This window comes from Aminipila sp. (assembly GCF_032051575.1).
Classification (GTDB): Bacteria; Bacillota; Clostridia; order Peptostreptococcales; family Anaerovoracaceae; genus Aminipila.
Window position 1 is genome coordinate 71,041 of the sequence record NZ_DAMBYD010000012.1, and the last position, 23,881, is coordinate 94,921.

26 protein-coding genes are annotated in these 23,881 nt (G+C 34.8%); 4 read left to right on the forward strand and 22 right to left on the reverse strand.

Annotation, left to right across the window (positions count from 1 at the left end):
- Positions 1 to 22 precede the first annotated feature (22 nt).
- The 14 genes from RTW14_RS15885 to RTW14_RS15950 form a co-directional block, all read right to left on the reverse strand.
- Positions 23 to 892, reverse strand: a complete 870-nt coding sequence (locus RTW14_RS15885; RefSeq protein WP_312653224.1) for a carbohydrate kinase family protein — start codon at positions 890 to 892, stop codon at positions 23 to 25.
- Between the two features lie 2 nt (positions 893 to 894).
- A complete protein-coding gene (locus RTW14_RS15890; RefSeq protein ID WP_312653226.1) occupies positions 895 to 1,869 on the reverse strand; it encodes an ABC transporter ATP-binding protein in 975 nt (324 codons plus the stop codon).
- Positions 1,870 to 1,871: 2 nt separating this feature from the next.
- The gene (locus tag RTW14_RS15895) at positions 1,872 to 2,666 is read right to left on the reverse strand and encodes an ABC transporter permease (protein WP_312653228.1); all 795 of its coding nucleotides are present in this window, start codon (positions 2,664 to 2,666) and stop codon (positions 1,872 to 1,874) included.
- Complete coding sequence (locus RTW14_RS15900) at positions 2,663 to 3,484, reverse strand: ABC transporter permease (RefSeq protein ID WP_312653230.1); 822 nt, start codon at positions 3,482 to 3,484, stop codon at positions 2,663 to 2,665. The genes RTW14_RS15895 and RTW14_RS15900 overlap by 4 nt, the downstream gene beginning before the upstream one ends.
- 70 nt (positions 3,485 to 3,554) lie before the next feature.
- On the reverse strand, positions 3,555 to 4,634 hold the full coding sequence (locus RTW14_RS15905; RefSeq protein ID WP_312653232.1) for an ABC transporter substrate-binding protein: 1,080 nt from the start codon (positions 4,632 to 4,634) through the stop codon (positions 3,555 to 3,557).
- Between the two features lie 142 nt (positions 4,635 to 4,776).
- Positions 4,777 to 5,421: an undecaprenyl diphosphate synthase family protein gene (locus RTW14_RS15910; protein ID WP_312653235.1), complete on the reverse strand. Its 645-nt coding sequence runs from the start codon at positions 5,419 to 5,421 to the stop codon at positions 4,777 to 4,779.
- Between the two features lie 297 nt (positions 5,422 to 5,718).
- Entirely contained in the window at positions 5,719 to 6,546 is an 828-nt protein-coding gene (locus RTW14_RS15915; protein ID WP_312653238.1) for a DUF368 domain-containing protein, read from the reverse strand.
- A gap of 107 nt (positions 6,547 to 6,653) precedes the next feature.
- Complete coding sequence (locus RTW14_RS18880; RefSeq protein WP_312653239.1) at positions 6,654 to 6,758, reverse strand: hypothetical protein; 105 nt, start codon at positions 6,756 to 6,758, stop codon at positions 6,654 to 6,656.
- Between the two features lie 65 nt (positions 6,759 to 6,823).
- Positions 6,824 to 8,695, reverse strand: coding sequence for a translational GTPase TypA (gene typA, locus RTW14_RS15925; RefSeq protein WP_312653241.1), 1,872 nt, complete (start codon positions 8,693 to 8,695; stop codon positions 6,824 to 6,826).
- Between the two features lie 179 nt (positions 8,696 to 8,874).
- Positions 8,875 to 9,903: a class I SAM-dependent methyltransferase gene (locus tag RTW14_RS15930; RefSeq protein ID WP_312653243.1), complete on the reverse strand. Its 1,029-nt coding sequence runs from the start codon at positions 9,901 to 9,903 to the stop codon at positions 8,875 to 8,877.
- Positions 9,878 to 10,051 carry a hypothetical protein gene (locus RTW14_RS15935; RefSeq protein WP_312653245.1) on the reverse strand — a complete coding sequence of 58 codons (174 nt, stop codon included), beginning with the start codon at positions 10,049 to 10,051 and terminating at the stop codon, positions 9,878 to 9,880. Before RTW14_RS15935 ends, RTW14_RS15930 begins: the two co-directional genes overlap by 26 nt.
- 102 nt (positions 10,052 to 10,153) lie before the next feature.
- Positions 10,154 to 10,714, reverse strand: coding sequence for an N-acetylmuramoyl-L-alanine amidase family protein (locus tag RTW14_RS15940; RefSeq protein WP_312653247.1), 561 nt, complete (start codon positions 10,712 to 10,714; stop codon positions 10,154 to 10,156).
- A 255-nt stretch (positions 10,715 to 10,969) separates the two neighbouring features.
- On the reverse strand, positions 10,970 to 12,244 hold the full coding sequence (locus RTW14_RS15945) for a Na+/H+ antiporter NhaC family protein (protein WP_312653249.1): 1,275 nt from the start codon (positions 12,242 to 12,244) through the stop codon (positions 10,970 to 10,972).
- An 80-nt stretch (positions 12,245 to 12,324) separates the two neighbouring features.
- A complete protein-coding gene (locus tag RTW14_RS15950) occupies positions 12,325 to 13,002 on the reverse strand; it encodes a uracil-DNA glycosylase (RefSeq protein ID WP_312653252.1) in 678 nt (225 codons plus the stop codon).
- 166 nt (positions 13,003 to 13,168) lie between these two features.
- Here RTW14_RS15950 and RTW14_RS15955 point away from each other — a divergent pair, with 166 nt between their 5' ends.
- Genes RTW14_RS15955 through RTW14_RS15970 form a run of 4 tightly spaced genes read left to right on the forward strand, consistent with a single transcriptional unit; the run spans position 13,169 to position 16,570 of the window.
- A complete protein-coding gene (locus RTW14_RS15955) occupies positions 13,169 to 13,828 on the forward strand; it encodes a DUF6873 family GME fold protein (protein ID WP_312653254.1) in 660 nt (219 codons plus the stop codon).
- Complete coding sequence (locus RTW14_RS15960) at positions 13,825 to 14,877, forward strand: elongator complex protein 3 (RefSeq protein ID WP_312653256.1); 1,053 nt, start codon at positions 13,825 to 13,827, stop codon at positions 14,875 to 14,877. The genes RTW14_RS15955 and RTW14_RS15960 overlap by 4 nt, the downstream gene beginning before the upstream one ends.
- A 50-nt stretch (positions 14,878 to 14,927) precedes the next feature.
- Positions 14,928 to 15,191, forward strand: a complete 264-nt coding sequence (locus RTW14_RS15965; protein ID WP_312653258.1) for an ACT domain-containing protein — start codon at positions 14,928 to 14,930, stop codon at positions 15,189 to 15,191.
- Between the two features lie 20 nt (positions 15,192 to 15,211).
- Positions 15,212 to 16,570 (forward strand): PFL family protein, encoded by a 1,359-nt coding sequence (locus RTW14_RS15970; RefSeq protein ID WP_312653260.1) that lies wholly within the window; start codon positions 15,212 to 15,214, stop codon positions 16,568 to 16,570.
- Between the two features lie 69 nt (positions 16,571 to 16,639).
- On the opposite strand, the gene RTW14_RS15975 is transcribed toward RTW14_RS15970, so the two are convergent.
- The 8 genes from RTW14_RS15975 to RTW14_RS16010 form a co-directional block, all read right to left on the reverse strand.
- Entirely contained in the window at positions 16,640 to 16,849 is a 210-nt protein-coding gene (locus tag RTW14_RS15975; protein ID WP_312653262.1) for a zinc ribbon domain-containing protein, read from the reverse strand.
- Between the two features lie 100 nt (positions 16,850 to 16,949).
- Positions 16,950 to 17,630: a DUF554 domain-containing protein gene (locus RTW14_RS15980; protein WP_312653264.1), complete on the reverse strand. Its 681-nt coding sequence runs from the start codon at positions 17,628 to 17,630 to the stop codon at positions 16,950 to 16,952.
- A 276-nt stretch (positions 17,631 to 17,906) separates the two neighbouring features.
- Positions 17,907 to 18,851, reverse strand: a complete 945-nt coding sequence (whiA, locus tag RTW14_RS15985) for a DNA-binding protein WhiA (RefSeq protein WP_312653267.1) — start codon at positions 18,849 to 18,851, stop codon at positions 17,907 to 17,909.
- Between the two features lie 143 nt (positions 18,852 to 18,994).
- The gene (locus tag RTW14_RS15990) at positions 18,995 to 19,819 is read right to left on the reverse strand and encodes a 3-keto-5-aminohexanoate cleavage protein (protein ID WP_312653269.1); all 825 of its coding nucleotides are present in this window, start codon (positions 19,817 to 19,819) and stop codon (positions 18,995 to 18,997) included.
- Between the two features lie 87 nt (positions 19,820 to 19,906).
- Positions 19,907 to 20,752 (reverse strand): RNase adapter RapZ, encoded by an 846-nt coding sequence (gene rapZ / locus RTW14_RS15995; protein WP_312653271.1) that lies wholly within the window; start codon positions 20,750 to 20,752, stop codon positions 19,907 to 19,909.
- A gap of 7 nt (positions 20,753 to 20,759) precedes the next feature.
- Entirely contained in the window at positions 20,760 to 21,530 is a 771-nt protein-coding gene (locus RTW14_RS16000; protein ID WP_312653272.1) for a PHP domain-containing protein, read from the reverse strand.
- A gap of 22 nt (positions 21,531 to 21,552) precedes the next feature.
- Positions 21,553 to 22,485, reverse strand: coding sequence for a UDP-N-acetylmuramate dehydrogenase (gene murB / locus RTW14_RS16005; protein WP_312653273.1), 933 nt, complete (start codon positions 22,483 to 22,485; stop codon positions 21,553 to 21,555).
- Positions 22,475 to 23,710, reverse strand: a complete 1,236-nt coding sequence (locus RTW14_RS16010) for an AI-2E family transporter (protein ID WP_312653274.1) — start codon at positions 23,708 to 23,710, stop codon at positions 22,475 to 22,477. The genes murB and RTW14_RS16010 overlap by 11 nt, the downstream gene beginning before the upstream one ends.
- Between the last annotated feature and the right edge of the window lie 171 nt (positions 23,711 to 23,881).

Sequence of the window (23,881 nt, forward strand, 5' to 3'; positions counted from 1 at the left end):
AAGCCCTCCTTTTTATTCCAGATTACTTTTTTAGTATATCCTCTATATTCCAAAATCCATGTGGTCCATTTATTCCAACTGTTATTGCAGAAGTCTGACTTCCTAGCCTTACCGAGTCCTGCAAAGACCTTCCTTCTGCTAATCCAAACAGTACGCCTGCCGCAAAACTGTCTCCTGCACCAGTTGTATCAATTACATTTACCTTTATTGGCATATAATCAAAAGTGCAGTTCTTTTCATATACTGTTCCGCCATGTCCCCCCCGTTTAAGAATTACAATTTTTTCGTCATCGACCCATTCTTTGATTTCTTCAAATTCACTGCTATTTGGAGTGACTACGTTGCTTATATATACCATCCGCATTAAGATATCCTGATTGATACTTCCAACTAAAGGACTCGGGTCAAACAGGATAAATCCACCTCTTTTATGAAAATCCTCTAGAACCTGCATGATTTCCTCTACTTCGTCATTTAATAAAAAATACCCTGTTACCGCAGCATATTTAATATCTTTAAGTCCATCAGAGAGAATTTCTTTTGAAAAATCTAATTCCATTCCTGTCTTCGTGAGAAAAGTTCTCTCACCATCTGCTTCAAGGAGAACAATACAATATCCAGTAGTTCCTTCTTTCTGCATAACATATCGAGTAGACAATTGGTGCTCATTCATATATTTAATGATTGATTGTCCTATCTTATCTTTCCCTATGTACGAAACAATGTGCGCCTGCCCCCCAAGGTTATTAAAGGTAGCGGCCATATTTACTGAACAGCCTCCCACACATTCAAATTCATTGTTAATAAAACCATCCTGGCCTCTTTCTGGTAGTTCTTCTAGTTCCAAATACTTATCCAAAAGTAACCCACCAAATATTACACATTCAATCATAATTATGCCTCCAGTGAAATTTGTGCTAATTCATCCCAGCCAATATATACAGTATCACCTTTATTAATCTGGCCCTTTTCCGAAGTGTTTTGCTGCTGCGCTATTATTACTTTATCTTCTACTTGTATTGTATAACTAGTAATGCTGCCTGAATAAGTTATAAAGCTTACCCTCCCTATTTTCTTTGTATTATCCATTCTCTCCTTTGATACGCTTACCTTTTCAGGTCTTACTGCATACAATTTCTGATTTCTCTCAAAGAAATTAGCCTTTCCTAAAAAGCTTGCTACAAAAGTATTTTTAGGCTTTTCATAAACTTCAAAGGGAGTTCCCATCTGTTCAATGATACCATTATTCATAACAATTATATAGTCCGATAAAGTCATGGCCTCTTCCTGATCATGAGTTACAAAGAAAGTGGTCACCCCTGTTTCTTCTAAAATCTTTCTTAATTCTAATTGCATTTCTACTCTCAGTTTTTTATCTAAAGCGCTTAAACATTCATCCAAAAGTAAAACTCTCGGTTCAATAACCAAAGCCCGTGCCAATGCTACTCGCTGTTGCTGCCCTCCTGAAAGTTGTTTTGGTTTTCTTTCAGCATAATCCTCCATATGAACCATTTCTAATGCTGCGTTTACCTTTACCCTAATTTCATTTTTAGAAAGTTTACGTTGTTCAAGTCCGTATGCAATATTCTCAGCTACGGTCATATGTGGAAATAATGCATAACTTTGAAAAACCATCCCTATGTTTCTTTTGTTAACACTAATTCCAGTTATAGGCTGGTCATCAAAGAATATTTCTCCTGCCTGTGGCACTTCAAAACCTGCAATCATTCTAAGAATTGTAGTTTTACCACAACCTGAAGGTCCTAATATAGATACCAAGGTTCCATCAGGTATTTCTACTGATATATCATTTACTACTATATTATCACCAAATAATTTAGTCAAATTATTTATTGTAACCTTTGCCATTATTACGAATTACCTCCTAAAACACTTTTAAAACTTTTACCCATAATTATGCCTACTACAGCAAGACAAACTAATGATATTCCAATTATTATAGTAGATATTGCATTTATTTCTGGTGTAAACCCAAACTTTATAGAGGATTGAATTTCAATAGGAAGTGTTGAAACTCCAGCCGGCATCAGAAAGTAACTTATTGCGAAATTATCAAAGCTTATCATAAAAGACAAGAATCCCCCTGCCACCATAGCCGGTGCTATAGCAGGAAGCGTTATTTTCCTAAAAGTGGTAAGTCCGCTTGCTCCAAGAGATAAACTCATTTCTTCAAGGGCAGGATCTATAGACTGTAATCTTGCTTGCAAGACAAGCATTGCATAAGGCAAAGATATAACTACATGTCCTATAACTACAAAAAATAAATCTTTATCTAAATCTATAAATCGAATCATTAACAACATGGAAAGACCCATAATCAACCAGGGAATACTCATTGGCATCATCATTATACTTCTGCAGAAACTTTGTGTTTTTCTTGATAGTGCTTTCACCCCTAGTATGAAGAACGTGGCTAATATTACACAGATTATTCCGGTTACTATTGCCAGATAAAAAGAATTTTCCGCCGCACTTAATAGTATACTGTTTTCCGCTAACCCTTTATACCACTTTGTACTGAACGTAAAAGGCAGTGAATTATATCTGGACTCGTTAAATCCCATTATCATAAGTACAACTATTGGAGTATATAAAAATAAAATCATTATTAATACATAGAGTTTCATGCAAATACTTTTTATCATGTATCATACCTCCTGCCTAAGTGATTAATCCCCGCCATACTCAACAGAACCAATGCAAGAAGTATAAATGCTACGGCTGCACCAAAATTCCAGCCATAAATTTCAAAGAACTGATCCTCAATAACCGTTCCAATAACCGTTCCATTAACTCCTCCTAAAATTCTTGGTTCTACGAAAGTGCCAAGGCATGGCACAAACACAATCATAATTCCTGTGACTACTCCAGGTATAGACATAGGTACTACAACTCTGAAAAATGTAGTTAACTTTGATGCACCAAGGCTGCTGCTTGCTTCAAGAAGGGAATTATCCAAGCGTTCTAAAGCCATATAAATAGTTATCACCATATAAGGAAAAAATGCATGAATCAGACCTATTATAACTGCCGTTCGAGTATATAAAATACCTATATTTCCATCTAATATCCCCAAACTATTCATCATTCTGTCAAATACCCCGTCATCCTGCAAAAATATAAGCCAGCTGTACACTCTGACAAGTTGATTTGTAAAGAATGGTATAATTAACAAAACCATTACGATATTCTTAAGGCCTTTTAATTGTTTTGCCATTATGTATGCCAAAGGATATGCAATAATCAGGCTTATCACTGTAACCAGCAGGCTATTCACTATAGTTCTCCAAGTTAATGTCAGATAAAATGTCTTAGTGAAAAACCTTGTATAGTTTTCCAGTGTAAATCCGGGTCCACTGTCACTTTGGAAGCTGTATGCAAACATGATAAAAAGCGGTAATATGGCAAATATAAAAAGTACCGCCATTCCTGGCAGCGTCATTATTTTTTTATTATTTTTCAAAGCTGCTCCTCCTCGTACTAATTTAAGAAAGGGCTCTCTCTATTGAGACTGCCCTTTCTTATTGAATAAATTAGTTTGCCTTGACTTCTGTCCAAAGCTCGTTCCAAGCATTCTTGACTTCATCTGTTCTATATTCCATAAAATATAAACGGTTCAGTGATGCTTCATCCATTGCTGCAGATGCTGCATACTCAGGATCAATGGATTCTGCCGCTGCCTGATTTACAGGTGCTGGTCCGCCACCTGCTGCCCAATTATATTGGAAATCTTTACTAATCATCCAGTCAATAAAAGCATATGCCAAATCTTTGTTCTTGCTGCCTTCTGAGATTGCCCAATTGTCCACCCAGCCGATCGCACCATCTTCAGGAACTACAAAGCTTATTGGCTCACCTTCCTGCTTCATAGAAGCAGCTTGTCCTGACCACATTAAACCCAAATCAATTTGCTTTCCTGCAAAAAGTTTAGAGAATTCATCCCCTGTCTTCCAATATGTTTTATTTAAAGCTTTCTGTTCAATTAGCTTTTCTTTAATTGCTTTTAGATCTGACGGATTATTTGGATCCTGCCCTAAAGCAATTGCTGCTGCCATAACTGCATCATTATAGTCATCTCTAAATGCAATTTTACCAGCATATTTCTTGTCAAATAATGCAGCTATTGACTTTGGAGCTTCCTTAATTACATCTGAATTATAGGCGATGGCAGTTGAACCCCACACAAATGGAACTGCGTACATCTTGCTATCTTTAAAGCATTCTTTCTGCGTTTTAAACTTTTCAAACATTCCATCAAAATTTTTCAGTTTTGAAGTATCAACCTCGGATAAAAGTCCTTCATCTATTGCAGCTGGAAGTATGGAACAATTGGGAAGGCATACATCAATCTCCCCTGCTTTTGAAGTTCTTAACTTTGTTAAGAGTTCTTCCTCACTAGACATATATGTGTTTACTACTTCACAATTATATTTCTTTTCAAAAGCTTTAATAAAATCGGCATCATCTGAGCCATAATCTTTCCAATTTACAACATATAGTTTTGCCTTTTCTCCATCCGCAGTACCTTTATTTTCAGAGTTACTACCGCAAGCTGCCATCGAAAGAACTAATGAAAGCACTAAAACTGCAGTTAGTATTTTTTTTAATTTCATCTTAACTCTCCTCCATTTTTACATGTTAAAGCAAAGCAAGTGTATATACACCTGTCTTGCACGATTTATTTTTAAGATTACCATTAATAAATTGAAAAATCAATCAAAATTTACCAATGTCTCAATGTATACAAGATTTTGCTCATCCGCCTAAAGTCTTATCTTGATTCTGATACCATGCAATTCCCCTATAAAATTGTTCTTCAGTAAATTCAGGCCAGAACTCATCTAAAACAAAAAAATCCGCATATACAGATTGGATTGGAAGAAATCCACTTAATCTTCTCATTCCACCCCATCTCATAATTAAATCAATCCTAGATATATCCCTTGAGGCAAAACCATTCTCACACATTAAGTCCCAATCCCAGCCATAATTAACTAAAAAATTCACCTTGATTCCGCCATGTCCAAATTTAGTTCTTTGTAAAAAAGGCTTTAACTCTTCTGGGAAGCAGGTAGATTTATCATTGCCCATAACTAAAAGTTCCGCATCTCTCTTAGCAAGTTCCAATACCGCATCCACGCAAGCTTGTTTAAAGGCTATTTTTTGCTCAGCTGGCCTTTTCGTATTATCCACGGTAAAACCATAAAGTGTAAGTTCCTCTACCCCCATATCTTTACACAATTCATAAAGTTTAAATCCTGGATTTATTCCATGTTGATATCCATCTTTTTTTTCTAAGCCACAGTTTAAAGCCCATCGCCTGTTCCCATCCGGTATTACTCCAATGTGCCTGGGTATCCTTTTAAAATTCTGCTTTTTAAAATTTATCAAATTATCCAAAATCATAATCCCCTTTATCCATTATCCATACGATAAAAATCTGCAAACTGAAATTTGCGCTTTTTGGCATCTGACCTTCCTGCAATTTATTTCATAAATTGGGATAGGTCATAATACGATAAAAATCTGCAAATTAAAATTTGCATTTTTTGGCATCTGACCTTCCTGCAATTTATCTTATAAATTGGGATAGGTCATAAAAAGTATTATGTTGTTATTTTGGTAAATTTATTCATATTCTATAATCTAATTACCTTGATTTAAGCACAAATTCAATGAAAATATTGGTGCCAATTATTATTTTTCTCTTCCAATCCATAAAATAATACCGAGACCTAAAACAAAGGTTACTACACATTGTAAGATTTCTGTCCCAATCGGCATTCCAGGAAAAACTTCAAGCAAAGACCCTATCATAAATCCAATAATTAACATATATGTAAACTGCGGATGTCTTTTCATCTCACGTTCAATAACTCCTGCAGTTAAAAATGTGCCTGCAATCGTTCCAATTATTAAAGGAATTAAATAATCAATATCAAAATTTCTAATTGCTTTCAGCGTCAAATCATACATACCTAACATCAGTAATACATAAGATGCACTAATCCCAGGCAAAACTAATGCTATAGCTATAACCACACCCGCAACGAGCAGCATAAAAAAGCTATATAAGTGAAATCCTGGTTCAAAGTCTAGTAATCCCTTGGGGAATAAAGTAATCAAATAAGCAATAGCAGCGCCCACAACCGCTGCCCCCTTATTTACCTGTTTCACTTTATTGGCAGTGGCCTTCTTGTATAGGGGTGGGAAGCTTCCTAAAATGGCACCGAGGAATAAAAACATCATGGGTTTTTGCCAAGATGTAACTGCATTCAGCATAGGTCCTGATAATAGAACAACGCCTAAAATTCCTGCAATTCCATATTGAAATAAAAGCAGCCCATTAGCCTTCAAGTCCCTTTTCAATGTACTTATGGCGTGAATCAAATCATCATAAACACCTAAAATAATAGCCATAGTACCACCACTAACCCCTGGGATCAGCATAGATGAACCAATAATAAACCCTTTCACAAATCGTATAAAAATATTGTCATTATTATTTTTTTGAATAATTTTCATGTCTTTCCTCTACACTTTTAAAATTTTCTTTATATAAATATAATAACATATAAGTCATATCTAATTATATTAAAAATAAATGTATCGAATTTTTTTGCTTAAAAAAATCAGATTACCCTGGCAATAAAAGCAATGCTCTGTGCTGCAGGAACTAACAATATTTGTGCAAATAAAGTTCCAATTATAAGCCCAAAAACAATAAAGACAAACAATACACCATTTGTATCATCTGTCTTTATTTGAATTTAATATATATTTAACTTAACAAAGTATCTATTTATCTTCCAGATCTACGTCTCTCAAGTTCATTTAAAATCTTTTTTCGAAGTCTGATATCATCTGGAACAACTTCAACTAGTTCATCATTGTTAATGAACTCCAAAGCCTCTTCCAATGTGAATTTTCTTGGCGGGGGAAGCTTAATTGCATCATCTGTACCAGATGCACGCGTATTCGTTGCTTTCTTTGCTCTACAAGGATTTACAATCATATCGTCATTTCTGCTATTCATTCCAATAATCATACCTTCATATACTTTAACACCCGGTTCTATAAACAGCTGAACTCTTTCCTGTACTCCAAATAAAGCATACCCTGTAGAAGTGCCTTCTTCTTGTGCTATAGCAACGCCATTACCTCTTTGAGGGATTTCTCCCTTATACTCATCAAAGCTGTCAAAACGTCTAACCATTGTTCCTTCACCATGAGTATCGTTGATAAACTCACTTCTGTAACCAAGAAGACCTCTCGTAGGTACCAGATATACAAGCTTTGAATATCCGTTATCACCTGACATTTCTTTCATGATACCTTTTCTAACATTTAGCTTTGAAATAACACTACCTGAATACTCATCAGGAACGGATATTACAACCTCTTCCATAGGTTCCATCTTTTTTCCATTTTCATTCTTATGCATGATAACCTCTGGCTTTGATACAGCCAACTCGTAACCTTCACGTCTCATATTTTCAATTAAGATTGAAAGATGAAGTTCTCCTCTTCCTGAAACCTTAAATACATCATTAGACTCAGTTTGCTCCACAACAAGTCCAACATTGACTTCCAGTTCCTTTTCCAATCTTTCCTTTATATGTCTTGTGGTTACGAATTTACCAACCTTTCCAGCGAAAGGTGATTTATTTACTATGAAGTTCATTGACAAAGTTGGCTCTTCTATGTGAATCATTTCCATAGGCTGTGGATTTGAACTATCACAAATAGTTTCACCAATAGAAATATCTGAAATTCCAGCTACAACAACTATATCTCCACACTCTGCTTCATCAACGGGAGTTCTCTTAAGACCCCTATACACAAATACCTGATTTATCTTTCTTGAAGCTATACTTCCATCTGCTTTTGCTACTGCTACAGTTTGTCCCGTTTTAATTTTTCCTTTTGTTACACGTCCAATACCTAATCGTCCTATATAATCGTCATATCCTAGAGATGAAACCTGCATCTGTAATGGTTCCTCATTCAAATCCGGGTATGCTTCAACATGCTTGATAATGGTTTCAAATAAAGGTGTAATGTCTCTGCCTTTATCACCCTCTGTATGCTTATCTAATTTTTTGTCTCCAGCTTCCACTTCAACATCTGCAACATCTGCAGGATCATATACAACAATACCCTGTCTGGCAATACCATATAATATAGGGAAGTCTAACTGTTTGTCATTTGCATTTAAATCCATAAATAATTCATAAACTTCATCAACAACTTCTTCAATTCTTGCATCCTTTTTATCAATCTTATTAATTAATAAGATTGGGTTAAGCCCTTGCTCTAAAGATTTGTTTAATACAAATCTTGTCTGCGGCATTGGTCCTTCACTAGAATCTACAAGTAAAATCACAGTATCTACTGTTTTCATAATTCTTTCCACTTCGGATGAGAAGTCCGCATGTCCCGGAGTATCCACAATATTAATTTTTACGTCTTCATGCATTACTGAACAGTTTTTAGAATAAATTGTTATTCCTCTTTCTCTTTCAATATCATCGCTGTCCATAACACATTCAACAACTTCTTCATTTGCACGGAAAACTCCGCTCTGATTTAAGAATGCATCTACCAAGGTAGATTTTCCTGCATCAACATGGGCTATAACAGCTATGTTGATAATCTTTTGTTTGTTTGTCATAATTAATCCTACTTTCTTAACTCTATACAACTTTATTTTTAAAGAACTTAATCTACATAATGTATTAAGTTCCACTTTTTACACAAAATGTAAATGCCCGTATCCCGAACCTTATTATTTTACCACAATATCAAATCAAAATCAACAAAATTCTTATCAGAAAAATAACGGTATAACCGTTATTTTAATTTCATTAAATCAATTGTCGGTTTTACTTGATAATACTCCTTTAAATTTTCATATTCATCTTGAGCCTTTTTCATCAATACAGTTTTCTGTGTACTCTTTCCTTTTACTGCACGAATCATAATATTTTTTGAAGTATGCTCCAAGCTTGTAAATTCAATCATTGTCACATCATATCCACAAGACTCCAGTTTTAATCCTCTTAGTCCATCAGTAAGCAGTTCTGTAAATCTGTCTTTCAAAATTCCATGTTTGTACATTGGTTGATGGAGAGCATTTTCAATTTGACTGAACAGTTCATGCTGGCAGCAGGGAACGGATAGAATAACTTTCGAATTCCAATTAACTGCGTTAATCAATGCATAATCTGTTGCTGTATCACAAGCGTGAAGTGTGACTACCATGTCTGCATGATCACTAGTATAATCTGCGATATCCCCCATTAAGAATTTCAGTTCTAGGTATCCAAGTTCTTGGGCGGTTTTATTGCAGAACTCTATAACATCTGCTTTTAAGTCCAGACCTATTATCTCAACATTACGTTGTTTTAGAATCTTAAGGTAATAGTACAATGCAAATGTCAGATAAGATTTGCCACAACCAAAGTCAATAATCTTTAAAGGCTTGTCCTTCTTTTCTGGTAAATATTCCATAACATCTTCAACAATTTCCAAATACCTGTTTATCTGTCTAAATTTTGCATAGTGTTTTTGAAAAACTTTTCCGTCTCCTCCCATTACACCCAGCTTTATTAAAAATTCACATGGTTCCTTATCTGGAATAATATATTTTTTTTCTTTGTTATGCTCCAAATTTAAGGATTCTCTTTTTTCCACTTGTTGTCTTATTATTTTAGGCTTTTCAGGTTTAGATACCAGAATCTGAATATCTTCTGTAGTAGTTTGTACATTAATTTGCTTGAATTCTTCACAAATCAGTTTATGACATAGCTGCAGCACTTCTTTTCCTGACAGATTTTCATGAGTAACTTTTTTCTCAAAATGATATTCTACCTGAAACATTAATTTGCATTGAAGGCATGATTGGTCGTATGGTAACCCTTTTACAAAGGTTGGATTTTTTCCTGATATTTCCCAATATAACTTTAATCAGATTATCTGCATTATCTTCACTATATATTTCCTTAAGCAATTCAATAAGCTTATCCATCTTACACCACTTTCTTTCATTTCTCCTTGCGGCAATTTATAACCAAATTAATATTATACCAAAAAAATTTAAAACCGCCAATATATTTGACGGTTAATACTATTAAAATGGATCAACAAAAGGAATTCCAAAATACTCTGCTAAAGAAAAAGCAAAATTTTCCGCAATTGCTTCAATATTGTTGGCTATCCAATTAGCATCCTCATAATTGTCATGATATGCAAGTTCTATCAAAATAGCTGTGGCTCTGGTCCTTCTTAATTCAGCAAGAGTAGTATTGGGAATCGTTGTCACTAAATCAGGGTTTGGGTATATATCTGCTAAATTCTTTGCAAATATATTCGCCGCCTTTTCGCCGGCAAGGCTGAATGCATAGTAGTAAACATCTGGTCCCTGTAACATCCCAGCTAAATTTTCGGGGGAAGCATTGGAATGTAAGGCTAAATGCAGGTCATAATCTCCTGCATTGGACTGTGCAATGGCCTGAGCTAAAGAATCATTTGGATTATTTCGACTGAAGGAAATGTTACTTGCCCTTAAATAAGGAACCATAGCATCCACTATGAGATTCATGTAATACTCTTCACTTCCTCCAATAATATATTCATTATAATCTTGAACCGAAGGGCTTAAATATACACTTGGCATTGATGTATTATCCATATATCCTCCTAACTTATGCAAATGTGCATAACTATCAATATATAACATATATATGCCAGAGTTATTTATTTTGTACCTTATATAAAAAAAGTGCAAATAACGAAATCATAGATTTCTATTTGCACATGTTGGCTATTTGATAATCTGAACTTTAGCCAACTATTTATGTGCTTTTTTTGATATTCCGTCAATATCGCAAGCGATATTTCCTACATAATAAAAAGCCTGTGAAAAATTATCACAGGCTCTGCTTTTCTATTGTTTCTGTGGTCTAAAAATCATAAATAATACGGCACTAATTCCCATTAAAATGGGATAATACAGATTTGGTATAATGTCTAACGGAGTTAGACCTACTAACGCAGCTGCTGTAAGAAGCTGTGCTCCATAAGGAATTAAGCCTTGTCCAACCGAAGCAAATATATCAAGAATAGAAGCAACTCTCTTCGATTCCACTCCAAATTCATCACCAATTTGTTTTGCAATAGGACCTGCCATTACAATAGCAACCGTATTGTTAGCTGTACAAATATCAATTAAAATTGAAAGAAGGGCAATACCAAATTCTGCTCCGCGTTTTCCTCTGGTTCTTTTCTTAATCATATCAATGATTAAATCTATTCCACCATTTTCTTTTATTAATGAAACTATACATGCAACAATGATTGAAATAATAGAGATTTCAAATAAGCCTTTCATTCCTTCTCCAATAGCTGAAAAGCTTTCAATTAAAGTAAAGCTACCGTAGGAAACACCAACTATTACAGAAAGTATAATGCCAGCGATTAATACTAAAAATACATTTAATCCAATTAATGCACCTATTAAAACAACTAAGTACGGAATAATCTGCACAAAATTATAATCATACGTTTCACTTATTTTATAGGTAAGCCCCATTGTTCTTACATAAAAAATAATAACGGTAAGTATAGCTGCCGGTAGAACAATAAAGAAGTTTTGTTTAAACTTGTCCTTCATTTCACACCCCTGGGTTCTTACCGCAGCAATTGTAGTATCTGAAATCATAGATAAATTATCACCAAACATAGCTCCGCATACAACAGCTCCTATACATATTGTCATTGGAAACCCTGTTTGCCCTGAAATTCCTGTTGCAATTGGTGCAAGGGCCGAGATTGTGCCCATTGAAGTGCCCATTGAAATGGAGATAAAACAGCCGATTAAAAATAATCCTACCACCATAAATTTAGAGGGAATAATGGATAAACCAAAGAATACAGTGCTATCCACTCCACCTGCTGCTGAAACTACACCTGAAAACGCTCCTGCTACTAAAAAGATTAAGACCATGGTAATTATGTTTACGTCTCCCGCTCCCTTTGAAATGATAACTAGTTTTTCGTTAAAGGAAAGAGCCCGGTTCTGTAACATACCAACAAATAAAGCAGTTAGAAAAGCAACTAATGCGGGCATTCCATAAAAATCCCCACTAATAATGCCTACTCCAGCAAATAGTACGATAAATACGATGAAAGGTAATAATGCCAATCCTCTGTTCTTTTTCATAAAAATTCTTCTCCTAAATTATTATTTTTGACAACACAATAAAATCCATTCTATCATAAACCACTATAAAATCAAGTTTTTTAGATATCCTCAATTTGCCAGTCAATGGGCTCTATCCCATTTGCCATCAAAAATTCATTTGCCTTACTAAAGTGCTTACACCCAAAAAATCCGCGGTAAGCAGATAACGGACTTGGATGTGGAGCCTCCAAGATTAAATGTTTCGGATTTGTCAACATTTTCTTCTTTGACTGTGCCGGCCTTCCCCATAAAAAGTATACAATAGGTCTGTCCTGCTCATTCACTGCCCTGATAACTGCATCTGTAAATTGTTCCCAGCCTTGTCCTTGATGAGAGTTGGCTTGATGTGCTCTGACTGTTAGTACCGTATTTAACAATAAAACTCCCTGATCCGCCCATTTTTTTAAATATCCATTATTGGGAATTTTACATCCTATATCAGCATGTAATTCCTGATAAATGTTAGCGAGCGATGGTGGAATATCTTTTTGACTTGTAGGAACAGCGAAACTAGTTCCGATTGCTTGATTTTCATTGTGATATGGATCTTGTCCAATCAATAAAACCTTTACATTTTTTAAAGGTGTAAAATGAAAAGCATTATAGATATCATCCGCTGCGGGATAAATTTTTCGAGTTTTATATTCACTTATTAAAAACTGACGTAGCTGTAAATAATATGGTTTTTGGAACTCTTCTCCAATTTCTTCCAGCCAGTCATTGCTAATCTTTGACATAGTTTACGCTCCAATTCTCAATAAAATATCTTTCATACAATTTGACTTTAAAAATATTATACCATTTTATTTTATGATATAATAGGGAAAACGCATTTGACCTGTCCCAATTTATGAAGCAAATCACTGAATATTGGGCAATCGTATATAAAGGATTAAATCATATATGAGTACTATATATTTATCAAGTAACGCAAACATAATATTACAAAACTACCTTGAAAGCCAAGGACATCATCTGATTTTGATAGAAGATACGGGGGATGTCTATCCAGAGGTAGCTACCCATCCGGATATTTATATGTGCAAATTAGGCGCCGACCCTGGAGATCCAGTTTTTCATGAAGAAGGTCAATTAGGTCTTGGTTATAAATACCCTGAAAACGTAAAATATAACGCAGTGTGTATGGGTTACAATTTTATTCATAATTTAAAATATACCGCCCCTGCTCTGCTTGATAAAATACAGCAGTTAGGATATAAAACAATCCATGTAAAGCAGGGTTATACCAAATGTAATATGATAGTTATAAATAATTATGCTGCTATTACTTCTGATGAAGGTATCTATAAATATGTGAATAATCACATCAATGTTCTTTTAATCAAACCCGGGTACGTAAAACTTGGTAATTTCCCTTATGGTTTTCTCGGTGGCGCTTCTGGGAGAGTTGGAAATGAAATCATTTTTAACGGCAATTTAAAATCACACCCTGACTACAGAAAGATTTCAGACTTTATAACATTACAAAATCTAAAAATAAAATACTTTGAAGAATACCCGCTTGAAGATATTGGTTCAATCATTGAATGGAGAGATAAATGAAAAAACATGCTATTATACCTATTTTTATTCCGCATGAAGGCTGCCCAAATGACTGTGTTTTCTGCAATCAAAAAAAAATTACTGCAAGGCAGAAACCCGTTCATGCAGAAGATGTAAAAAATATTATAGAACAATACCTGCCTACATTAACTGGTAGAGGCCTAGATACCATTGAGGCCGCCTTTTTTGGAGGCAGTTTTACAGGCATTCCAATAGAGCAGCAGCGTGCTTATCTTGCGGTTGCAAAAGAATATAAAGACAAAGGTCTCATTGATAAAATTCATCTCTCCACAAGACCTGATTATATAAATGAAGAAATTCTGGACAACCTAAAACAGTATGGTACAGATATTATAGAGCTTGGAGTTCAGTCCTTTGATGATGTGGTACTTAATGCCTCAAACCGAGGACATAACAGTGAAATAGTATATAGAAGCTGTGATTTGATTAAGTCCTATGGTTTTGATCTCGGTATACAGTTAATGATCGGTCTTCCTGGTGATACACACGAAAAATCTCTTTATTCAGCAAAAGAAGCAGTAAAAATAAAACCATCTGTTGCTCGTCTTTATCCGACCATTATTATTGATGATACTGAACTTCTAAACATGTATAAGCGGGGAGATTATCGGCCTCTTTCACAAGAAGAAGCTATTTTTACTACAAAAGAAATGTACAAAATATTAAATAATGCAGGCATAAACATTATACGTGTTGGTCTTAAAAGCACGGATATCATTAATGAAAACGGTGCCATTACAGGCGGTACTTATCACCCTGCATTTAGACAACTGGTAGAAGCAGAAATTGCTAAGGAAATTCTTGAGAATAAGCTAAAAATCCTTTTAGACTCTGACCCACAATCCATGCACATTTCTGGCATCCAGAGACCCCAGTTTACTTTTCAAAGCAATGAGAAATGTTTTTCTAACATGATCGGTAATAAACGCAGTAACAAGGAATACTTTGCCAAAAAGTATCCTGATATAGAAATTCAATATACTGAAAATACTTTTCTTGCAGATAACCAGTATACTGTGGTAAAATAATAAATTAATATTAAAAATTTGTTTATAATCACAAAAGGAGGATTAAATATATGAAAGCAGTAGTAACAGTAATAGGAAAAGACATGGTAGGCATATTGGCGAAAGTCAGCACTACTTGTGCAGAAGCTAATGCAAATGTAGTAGAAGTAACACAATCAGTATTGCAGGAATACTTCGCAATGGTAATGCTTATTGATATATCACAAATGAACTGCGAATTGGATGCATTAAGAGATAGTCTACAAAAAAATGTATCAGGCATGACGATACACGTAATGCACGAAGACATTTTTAATTCCATGCACAGAATTTAATTTATGGGGAGGTACAGTTAATGCTGAATATGACAGACATCATGGAAACCATCACCATGATACAAGACGAAAACTTGGACATACGAACGATTACTATGGGTATATCACTACTTGACTGCTGTGACAGTGATATTGATAAATCTTGTGAAAAGGTTTATAACAAAATATATAACTACGCGAAGGACTTAGTAAAAACTGGAGAAGATATAGAAAAAACATATGGTATTCCTATCGTGAACAAAAGAATTTCTGTAACGCCTATTGCTATGCTTGTTGGAGCCTCTGGCGGGGATCCTGTTAAATATGCTAAGACTTTAGATAAAGTTGCAAAGGAAGTAGGCGTAAACTTTATTGGCGGTTTTTCTGCTCTAGTACACAAAGGTTTCTCTCCTGGAGATAAAGCATTGATCGAAGCAATTCCAAGAGCACTAGCTGAAACCGATTTTGTTTGTTCCTCTATAAATATTGGTTCCACAAAAGCTGGTATAAACATGGATGCTGTAAAACTTATGGGAGGCGTAGTTAAAGCCGCTGCAGAGGCAACTAAAGATAATCAGTGCATTGGTGCTGCAAAACTTGTAGTTTTCTGTAATGCTCCTGAAGACAATCCTTTTATGGCAGGCGCTTTCCATGGTCCTGGAGAACCTGACTGTGTTCTAAATGTTGGTGTCTCAGGTCCTGGCGTAGTACGTGCGGCACTTGCAAAGATGCCTGACGATGCAGATTTAACTGAAATTGCTGATATGATTAAGAAAACAGCCTTTAAAATTACTCGTATGGGACAACTGGTTGGTACGGAAGCATCAAAACGTCTTGGTGTACCTTTCGGCATTATCGACTTGTCTTTAGCGCCAACACCAGCAATTGGTGACTCTGTTGCTTATATATTAGAAGAAATTGGTCTTGAGCAATGTGGTACGCACGGCACAACAGCTGCACTTGCTATGCTTAACGATGCCGTAAAAAAAGGTGGTGTAATGGCATCATCAAACGTAGGTGGTTTATCTGGTGCATTTATTCCAGTTACAGAAGATGCTGGAATGATAGCAGCCGCAAGAGCTGGCGTTCTGTCTATTGAAAAGCTTGAAGCAATGACTGCTGTTTGCTCTGTTGGTCTTGACATGATTGTTATTCCTGGAGATACTCCTCCTGAAGTAATATCTGCCATCATAGCCGACGAAGCAGCTATAGGCATGGTTAACTCGAAAACTACTGCTGTAAGAGTTATTCCTGCTGTAGGTTTAAAAGAGGGAGAAGAATTAGACTTTGGTGGACTTCTAGGAAATGGTCCCGTAATGAAGTTAAACCCTAAATCTCCTGCTAAAATGATTAACCGAGGAGGAAGAATTCCTGCGCCTCTTCAGAGCTTAAAAAATTAATAGATATAAATTAAAAATGCTAAGGATTTTATCCTTAGCATTTTTGCAGAGTAAATTGTTTATTTATAGTTAACCCATTAGGAAATCTAAAATATTCCAACCAGTAGAAGCTCCTACCTTATATAATTCTGTGTAGCCACACTGGGTACAACTAATAGTCACAAATTTCTTATTCTGAACATCAAAAATTTTAGCAAAATTTCCTCCTGTAGCTTGAAACTGATCATGCTCATATTGCTGACATCCACACTTAGGACATATATATTGTTTCTTTTCCATTATTGAATTCCTCCTTTATATATTTTAAGGTAATTATATTCTTATTTATCGGATCATTATATCACCTTATTCTTAATGAATTATTAACAGCAGGTTAATATTACATGAACATACATAAAAAAATCGGAATAAATATTGCGGGTAAATAATTCATAACTTTTAACTGAGTAACCCCTAAAATATTTAAGCCTAACGCTATAATAAGTAATGAGCCTACGCATGTCATTTCTGCAATAACATAATCCCCTAAATACGGAGATACATACTGTGCAAGCAGTACTATACTTCCTTGGAAAACTAATACAAAACCTGCTGACAGCAGCACTCCAACTCCAAGAGCAGATGCAAAAATAAGCGACGAAATAAAATCTAAAAAAGATTTTGTCATAAGCATTTCATAATCTCCCTGGAGTCCTGCTCTGAGTGATCCAACTATAGTCATAGCACCTACACAAAACAATAAACTTGCTGTTACAAAACCCTCTGCTACAGAAACCTCATCTCCTGACTTTTTAAATTTACTTTCTAATTTTTCTGCAAAATTATTTAGTCTTTTATCTAAATCCAGACCTTGCCCTATAATAGAACCAATAACAATAGATAAAATTAAAACTAAGGTATTTTGCCCTTTTAAAGAACCTGTAATTCCGATATAAATAGTACACAGTGCCAAACCTTTCATGACAATGTCTCTTATGCTATCAGGAATTCCTTCTTTTAAAATCAATCCAACCGTACTGCCCACTAGAACTGCTATGGTATTTATAATAACTGCAAACATTAATTTTGCCTCCTTTTATTTAAATCGTTTTCCACAGCCCATAAATGCTAGTATTTTAAACAATTCGTCACTTTTCCACATAGTTCGCAAAAATTGTATACAATTTTATCCCATGCTGCATGTGAATAACTTTTTCCCTTGACTCCATTGATTCTACTTTATTCTAGCTTTTTTTACATTTGTCAACAGCAAGTTATCCACAGATTTCTTTCATTCATTTTTACGATATTTTTTCAAAAAACACTTGACATTCGACAGCAAATTTTTTCCTTTATTTTATACTAATTTTCCTGCAATTTCTTCAATCTTTTTTAATCTATGATTCATACCCGATTTCTTTAATGGCGGCTCCATCATATCCGCTAATTCCTGTAACGTTGCATCCGGATTATCTAATCGAAGCAATGCAACTTCTTTTAATTTATCATTTAAAAAATCCAATCCTTTTCTTTCCTCAATTTTTCTTATGGCTTCAACTTGCTTTTCAGAAGCATTTAATGTTTTATCTAAATTCGCACTATCACAATTATTTATCCGATTTGTTTTGTTACGCATTTCTTTCATTATTCGTGTATCTTCAAACTTAAGTAACTGTCCGTGTGCCTTTAATATATTTAAAATGTCTACTATCTGCTCGGATTCCTTCACATAGACCACATAACTTTTCTTTCTTTTTACTTGCTTTGCATGTAAACCAACAAAGCTATTAATCAATTTTTTACAATCATTTGATAAGGTCTGAGTGCTGCAAACAAATTCCATATGATATCCTTTCTCTGGATCACTGATTGTACCTGAACCTAAAAAAACTCCCCTTAGATACGATTTTCTACAGCACTTGGTTTTAATTAATCCTTCATAAATCCCATCACTTATGAAATTCATTCCTTCTTTAACCATAAGGATTCCAGTTTCACGCAAAATCTGCTCACTGCGTTCCTCTGGACCTATAGTAAGTAAATACACATGCCCTTTTTTTAAAGTAGTGCTCTGACCTATTTCTAGATTTGCATCTACATCAAAATAGTCCTTAATTATTTTTTTAAAATGTCTGGCAGCTGCAGGATTCTCTGTAGTTATTATAATTGTAAATTTGCCGCCACCAGCAAGTCTTATACTTCCACACATACGAACAAAACCTGCAATCTCAGCAAGCATGCAGCATTTTTTTCCTTGCTCTAACCGAGCCAGTTCATTTTTTGTATCTACTGAAAATGACATATTACCCCTCTAACTAAAAAATGTGGCTTCCGCCCCTCTGCACTTCCTTTTTTATATAATAGGAACATTTATCAATATTTCCTATTATATAAAAAAGGAGCGCCACAAAACTTAATAGCCTGAAGCGCCCCATTAATTTATATTTATTTCTGCTTCATTCCTAAGATTTCTCTTGCTTCAGCAGGATTTGCGATTTCTCTTCCAAGAAGCTTTGCAATTTCTACTACCTTAGCAACCATTTGTCCATTGCTTTCTGCAAGAACACCTTTTTCCATGTAAAGGTTATCTTCAAAACCAACTCTTACATGTCCACCAAGTGAAATTGTAGCAGCAGCAATATGCCATGCATTCTTACCTAAGCCAGTAGCTGTCCAAGTTGAACCTGCTGGAAGACTTTCTGCCATAAATAATAGGTCACGAATTGTCGCAGTCATCTGAACTCCAAGTACAAAATCAAAGTGCATTGGATGTTCTAATAAACCTTTCTTATCTGCCTTTAATGCAGTATCAATCATGCCCTTATCAAATACTTCTAATTCTGGCTTGATTCCTCTTTCCTGCATAATTTTTGCAAAGTTAAAGATAGTGTTGTCTGTATTTACGAAGATATCATCTCCACCAAAATTGCAAGTACCACAATCTAATGTAGCAAATTCTGGAGTTGGATTAATTTCAGTCGACTGTAATCTTTCTAAGTCAGTCATACCAACTGCTCCGCCTGTTGAAGGCTGGATGATAGCATCTGGGCATTCTTTTCTGATAGCATCAACACATACCTGGAATCTATCCTTACTCTGAGTTGGAGTACCATCATCTTCTCTTACGTGAAGGTGAATTACTGAAGCACCTGCATCATAAGCAGATTTTGCTTCTCTAACAATTTCTTCCACTGTGTAAGGAACAGCAGGGTTCTGTTTTTTTGTTACTTCTGCGCCGCAAATAGCAGCAGCAATTATTAATTTTTCCATAAGTATTTTCCTCCTAAATTAATCAATAAATAAAAATTCAGCATAGCCAATCTCTCAGCATGAAACTAGCCAATATATAGTATACCACTAGAGGTCCCTATGCTCAATAGTTATTCGTAAACCTTGTTCTTTTAATTTTTTAGCAAACACATTTGCCATGGTTACAGATCTATGCTGTCCCCCTGTGCAGCCAAAAGCAAGATTTAGATGATACTTTCCTTCCCTTATATAACAAGGTATCATTTCAGTTATCATCTTATCAACATTTTCAATAAAGCTTTGACTTTCTGGAAATTTTAATACATAATCCTGAATTTTTTTGCTGTTTCCAGTTAACTTTTTTAAACTTGGTACATAATACGGATTTGGTATAAATCTCATATCAAAAACCATATCTGCCTCAAGTGGTATCCCATGTTTGAATCCAAAAGAAAGAATATTTATGATAAATCCGACTTCTTCACCTGTAGTAAAAATATCTTTTATCTCTTGTCTAAGTTTGGCTGACTTCATATTGGAAGTATCTATAACAAAATCGGATACACTCCTAATTTCCTTTAAAACCTCACGTTCTCTTCTTAAACCAGATAATGTTTCCCCACCTTCAGCTAAAGGATGTTGTCTTCTAGTTTCGTTAAACCTTCTTATCAGAACTTCATCCGATGCCTCTAAGAAAAGCACTTTATAATTGAGCCCCATCAATTTTAAGTCCTGCAAACAAGGTTTTATTTCATCAAAAAATTCGCCGCCACGAATATCTGTAACAAAAGCAGCTTTTTCTATGGAGCTTTTTTCGTTCATTGCTAAAGTAATAAAATTTTTAATAAGGGCTGGTGGCATATTATCGATACAATAATACCCTAAATCCTCCAAGCAGTTAGCTGCCTGAGATTTTCCCGCACCAGATAGCCCGGTTATAATTACTGCTTCCATTATAGCTCTATATCCTTTCTATATTTACAATTCTAGCTAAATCTATTCCAGCTTCTATAGCTCTGTCAAGACCTCCTTCAAAATCTCCAACCCTGCTAGGATGATGTGCATCACTACTAATTATAAAACCAACTCCAGTTAGTGCTGCTGTTTTAATCTCTTCAACGGTTAGATGATCATGCCACGTACTTATCTCCATCAGAGTTCCCTGTTCATCACAGGCTTTTGCTATTTCTAATATATCAAAAGGACCTTTATCCCCTGGGTGGGTTAATATCTTTAAATTATTTTCGTAAACTGCTTTCACTGCCATCTCTGTATTTTTAGCTCTAAGCCTTTTTACTGATCTGGTTTCTGCTGAATTATCTTTCCTTTTATGATTGTCCAAAAAATTACTAATGCAGTATCCATTTAGTACTCCATAGTGATACCCCCCAATAATCATATCGTACTGCAAAAATTCTTGTGGTGTCACATCCAGGCAGGACCCTTTGTTTATAATATTCGCTTCAACCCCCAAAGATATATGGATTTGTGGGAATTCTTTCTTTAAGCATTCAATCTCTGCTCTCATCTTAGGAACTGCGTTTCTTTTTATGCCATATGTTAAATGTCCTGGACCATGATCCGTTATAGCAATTTTATTTAATCCTCGGTCCAAAGCTGCTAATACATTTTCCTTTATTGTTCCTTTCCCGTGGGAATATACCGTATGAGTATGCAAATCATACGTCATTCTATATCCTTTGTACACTTTAATATCTTTGTCTTCTCTCACTAAACTGCCTCCCATTCTGTGCTTAATCGCCTAAGATTCTAACTTCTGGCTCCAATTTAACACCAAATTTATTAAAAACAGTATTTTGAATAAGCTTCATCAAGTTTAATATGTCTGTGGCTGTAGCTGTTCCATTATTTACAATAAATCCTGCATGTAATGGTGATACTTGCGCTCCTCCCACACTCAATCCTTTTAGTCCTGAATCTTGTATCAACTTTCCTGCAAAATACCCTTCAGGTCTCTTAAAAAAACTTCCTGCGCTAGGTAGATTAACTGGCTGCTTTTGATTTCTTCTATCCATAAGTGCCTTCATTTCTGTCGCAATTGCTCTCTTTTCTCCTGTTTTCAATTGAAAGGTAGCACTAATTATGATATCCCCGTTTTCTTGAAATGTACTGTGTCTATATCCCAATTGCATTTCTTCATTGGAAACTTCATAATCTTTGCCGCCATCTTTAGTTATAGCTCTTACTGATAGAATTATATCCTTTAATTCACCACCATATGCACCTGCATTCATAAATACACCGCCGCCTACACTACCTGGTATACCACTGGCAAATTCCAGCCCAGAAAGTCCATGCTCCATAGCTTCCTTTGCTACTGCTGAGATTTTTGAACCTGCATGCGCAGTAATTATATGATCCTTTACTTCGATTGAGTTAAAGTTTTCTCCTAATTTAACAATAACCCCTCTATACCCCCCATCCTTTATAAGAATGTTAGAACCGTTGCCTAATATAATATGAGGCACTTTTTCTTCTGAAAATAAGCGCAATACATTTTTTAGTTCCACTTCACTTTCAACTATTACCATTGCATCTGCATTTCCACCAGTTCTAAAGGATGTATATCTATTCATAGAAACATTTATATTTATACGTTCTGCTTCCATAATTTTTTCAATTTTTAAACATAATAATTCTATATTAACCTGTTTTTCAGATTTCATCTAGCCAGTTCCTCCCTGTTTCATCGTAATCACTTAAATCCTTATATAAATCTGTATTTAAAGGTAAATTCTTCTTTTTTAATTTATAATCAACTATTCTACTAAAGTATGCATAGATTATAGCAAAAATTGGTATTCCGACAACCATTCCGACAAACCCGAATAGTCCCCCCCCAATAAGTATTGCAAACATTACCCAAAAACTAGGAAGACCTGTAGAATCTCCCAAAATTTTAGGTCCTATTATATTACCATCTATTTGCTGTAATATTAATATAAAAATCACAAAATACAGCCCCTGAATAGGGCTTGCTGTCAAAATGATAATAGTCGATGGAATAGCCCCGATAAAAGGTCCAAAAAAAGGGATAATATTCGTTACACCTACTATCACACTTACCAGCATTATATAGGGCATATGCATGATTGTCATAACAACAAAACAAATCACACCCATAATTGCAGAATCTATCAGCTTACCACTAATAAAACCACTAAATGTTTTATTAATAAAACGAGCCTCTTGTATAAGCATACGCGCATTTTCTTTTTTTAAAGCAGCAAAAGTCAACTTTTTACTTTGTGCCTTAAATAATTCCTTACTATTTAAAAAATATATACAGATTATTATTCCAATAAGAAAATCTTTAAAGAATCTCATTATATCCATTAAACCTGTAGAAACCTGAGCAGCAACAGTCAGTAACCATGGCAGCACATCATTCTGAAGCCAATCATTTAATTTTAAAGTATAATCTCCCATAAACATTTTAAGAGCTGCATTAATGTCCCTGTTAGAAGATAATTTTGCCTCTGCCCAATTCAAAAGCTTTGAAAAACTCTCCGGTGCAGTTCTGACAACACTTATCAGACTGTCTAGCATCTGCGGCAGCACCATGCTGACTAAACCACCTACTACTATAAATGCTATAATCATTGTTATCGTCGTACTTAAAACTCTTGAAAAAGTAAGCGCTCTTGGCTTTCCTAGAAACCCATTTACATTTTTATATAAATGCCTTGTGAAAAAATTGTACACAGGACAAAGTAAATATGCAATAACCAATCCATAAACAAACGGCATCAGTATTTTAACGACAACATGAATGCCTTCTATGACCCCTGTCAACCGAAATATGGCGAAAAAGAATACTATAGTAGAACATAAAACAATAAAAGCTGTAAGTCCCCATTTTAAATAAGGACTGTTATAATTAATTTTCATAAATTACTCCACATCAAGTTAGATAAATATAGTAAATTTGTACTATATTAAAGTATATCATATTTTTTTAAATTCAACATTATTTTATATTCTAATCAAGCCTCTTTTTTATCTTAACTCAACTGTCAATTCTTTTATGAATGTATATTTTTTTATCTTTATTCGTGTTTT

What these genes read in the sequence shown, in the direction of transcription:
- RTW14_RS15885 (WP_312653224.1), bottom strand. Translation starts at nt 892, where the DNA reads ATGATTGAATGTGTAATATTTGGTGGGTTACTTTTGGATAAGTATTTG.
- RTW14_RS15890 (WP_312653226.1), bottom strand. Translation starts at nt 1,869, where the DNA reads ATGGCAAAGGTTACAATAAATAATTTGACTAAATTATTTGGTGATAAT.
- RTW14_RS15895 (WP_312653228.1), bottom strand. Translation starts at nt 2,666, where the DNA reads ATGATAAAAAGTATTTGCATGAAACTCTATGTATTAATAATGATTTTA.
- RTW14_RS15905 (WP_312653232.1), bottom strand. Translation starts at nt 4,634, where the DNA reads ATGAAATTAAAAAAAATACTAACTGCAGTTTTAGTGCTTTCATTAGTT.
- RTW14_RS15915 (WP_312653238.1), bottom strand. Translation starts at nt 6,546, where the DNA reads ATGAAAATTATTCAAAAAAATAATAATGACAATATTTTTATACGATTT.
- typA (WP_312653241.1), bottom strand. Translation starts at nt 8,695, where the DNA reads ATGACAAACAAACAAAAGATTATCAACATAGCTGTTATAGCCCATGTT.
- RTW14_RS15930 (WP_312653243.1), bottom strand. Translation starts at nt 9,903, where the DNA reads ATGTTTCAGGTAGAATATCATTTTGAGAAAAAAGTTACTCATGAAAAT.
- RTW14_RS15935 (WP_312653245.1), bottom strand. Translation starts at nt 10,051, where the DNA reads ATGGATAAGCTTATTGAATTGCTTAAGGAAATATATAGTGAAGATAAT.
- RTW14_RS15940 (WP_312653247.1), bottom strand. Translation starts at nt 10,714, where the DNA reads ATGGATAATACATCAATGCCAAGTGTATATTTAAGCCCTTCGGTTCAA.
- RTW14_RS15945 (WP_312653249.1), bottom strand. Translation starts at nt 12,244, where the DNA reads ATGAAAAAGAACAGAGGATTGGCATTATTACCTTTCATCGTATTTATC.
- RTW14_RS15950 (WP_312653252.1), bottom strand. Translation starts at nt 13,002, where the DNA reads ATGTCAAAGATTAGCAATGACTGGCTGGAAGAAATTGGAGAAGAGTTC.
- RTW14_RS15955 (WP_312653254.1), top strand. Translation starts at nt 13,169, where the DNA reads ATGAGTACTATATATTTATCAAGTAACGCAAACATAATATTACAAAAC.
- RTW14_RS15960 (WP_312653256.1), top strand. Translation starts at nt 13,825, where the DNA reads ATGAAAAAACATGCTATTATACCTATTTTTATTCCGCATGAAGGCTGC.
- RTW14_RS15965 (WP_312653258.1), top strand. Translation starts at nt 14,928, where the DNA reads ATGAAAGCAGTAGTAACAGTAATAGGAAAAGACATGGTAGGCATATTG.
- RTW14_RS15970 (WP_312653260.1), top strand. Translation starts at nt 15,212, where the DNA reads ATGCTGAATATGACAGACATCATGGAAACCATCACCATGATACAAGAC.
- RTW14_RS15975 (WP_312653262.1), bottom strand. Translation starts at nt 16,849, where the DNA reads ATGGAAAAGAAACAATATATATGTCCTAAGTGTGGATGTCAGCAATAT.
- RTW14_RS15980 (WP_312653264.1), bottom strand. Translation starts at nt 17,630, where the DNA reads ATGTTTGCAGTTATTATAAATACCATAGCAGTTCTAGTGGGCAGTACG.
- whiA (WP_312653267.1), bottom strand. Translation starts at nt 18,851, where the DNA reads ATGTCATTTTCAGTAGATACAAAAAATGAACTGGCTCGGTTAGAGCAA.
- RTW14_RS15990 (WP_312653269.1), bottom strand. Translation starts at nt 19,819, where the DNA reads ATGGAAAAATTAATAATTGCTGCTGCTATTTGCGGCGCAGAAGTAACA.
- rapZ (WP_312653271.1), bottom strand. Translation starts at nt 20,752, where the DNA reads ATGGAAGCAGTAATTATAACCGGGCTATCTGGTGCGGGAAAATCTCAG.
- murB (WP_312653273.1), bottom strand. Translation starts at nt 22,485, where the DNA reads ATGAAATCTGAAAAACAGGTTAATATAGAATTATTATGTTTAAAAATT.
- RTW14_RS16010 (WP_312653274.1), bottom strand. Translation starts at nt 23,710, where the DNA reads ATGAAAATTAATTATAACAGTCCTTATTTAAAATGGGGACTTACAGCT.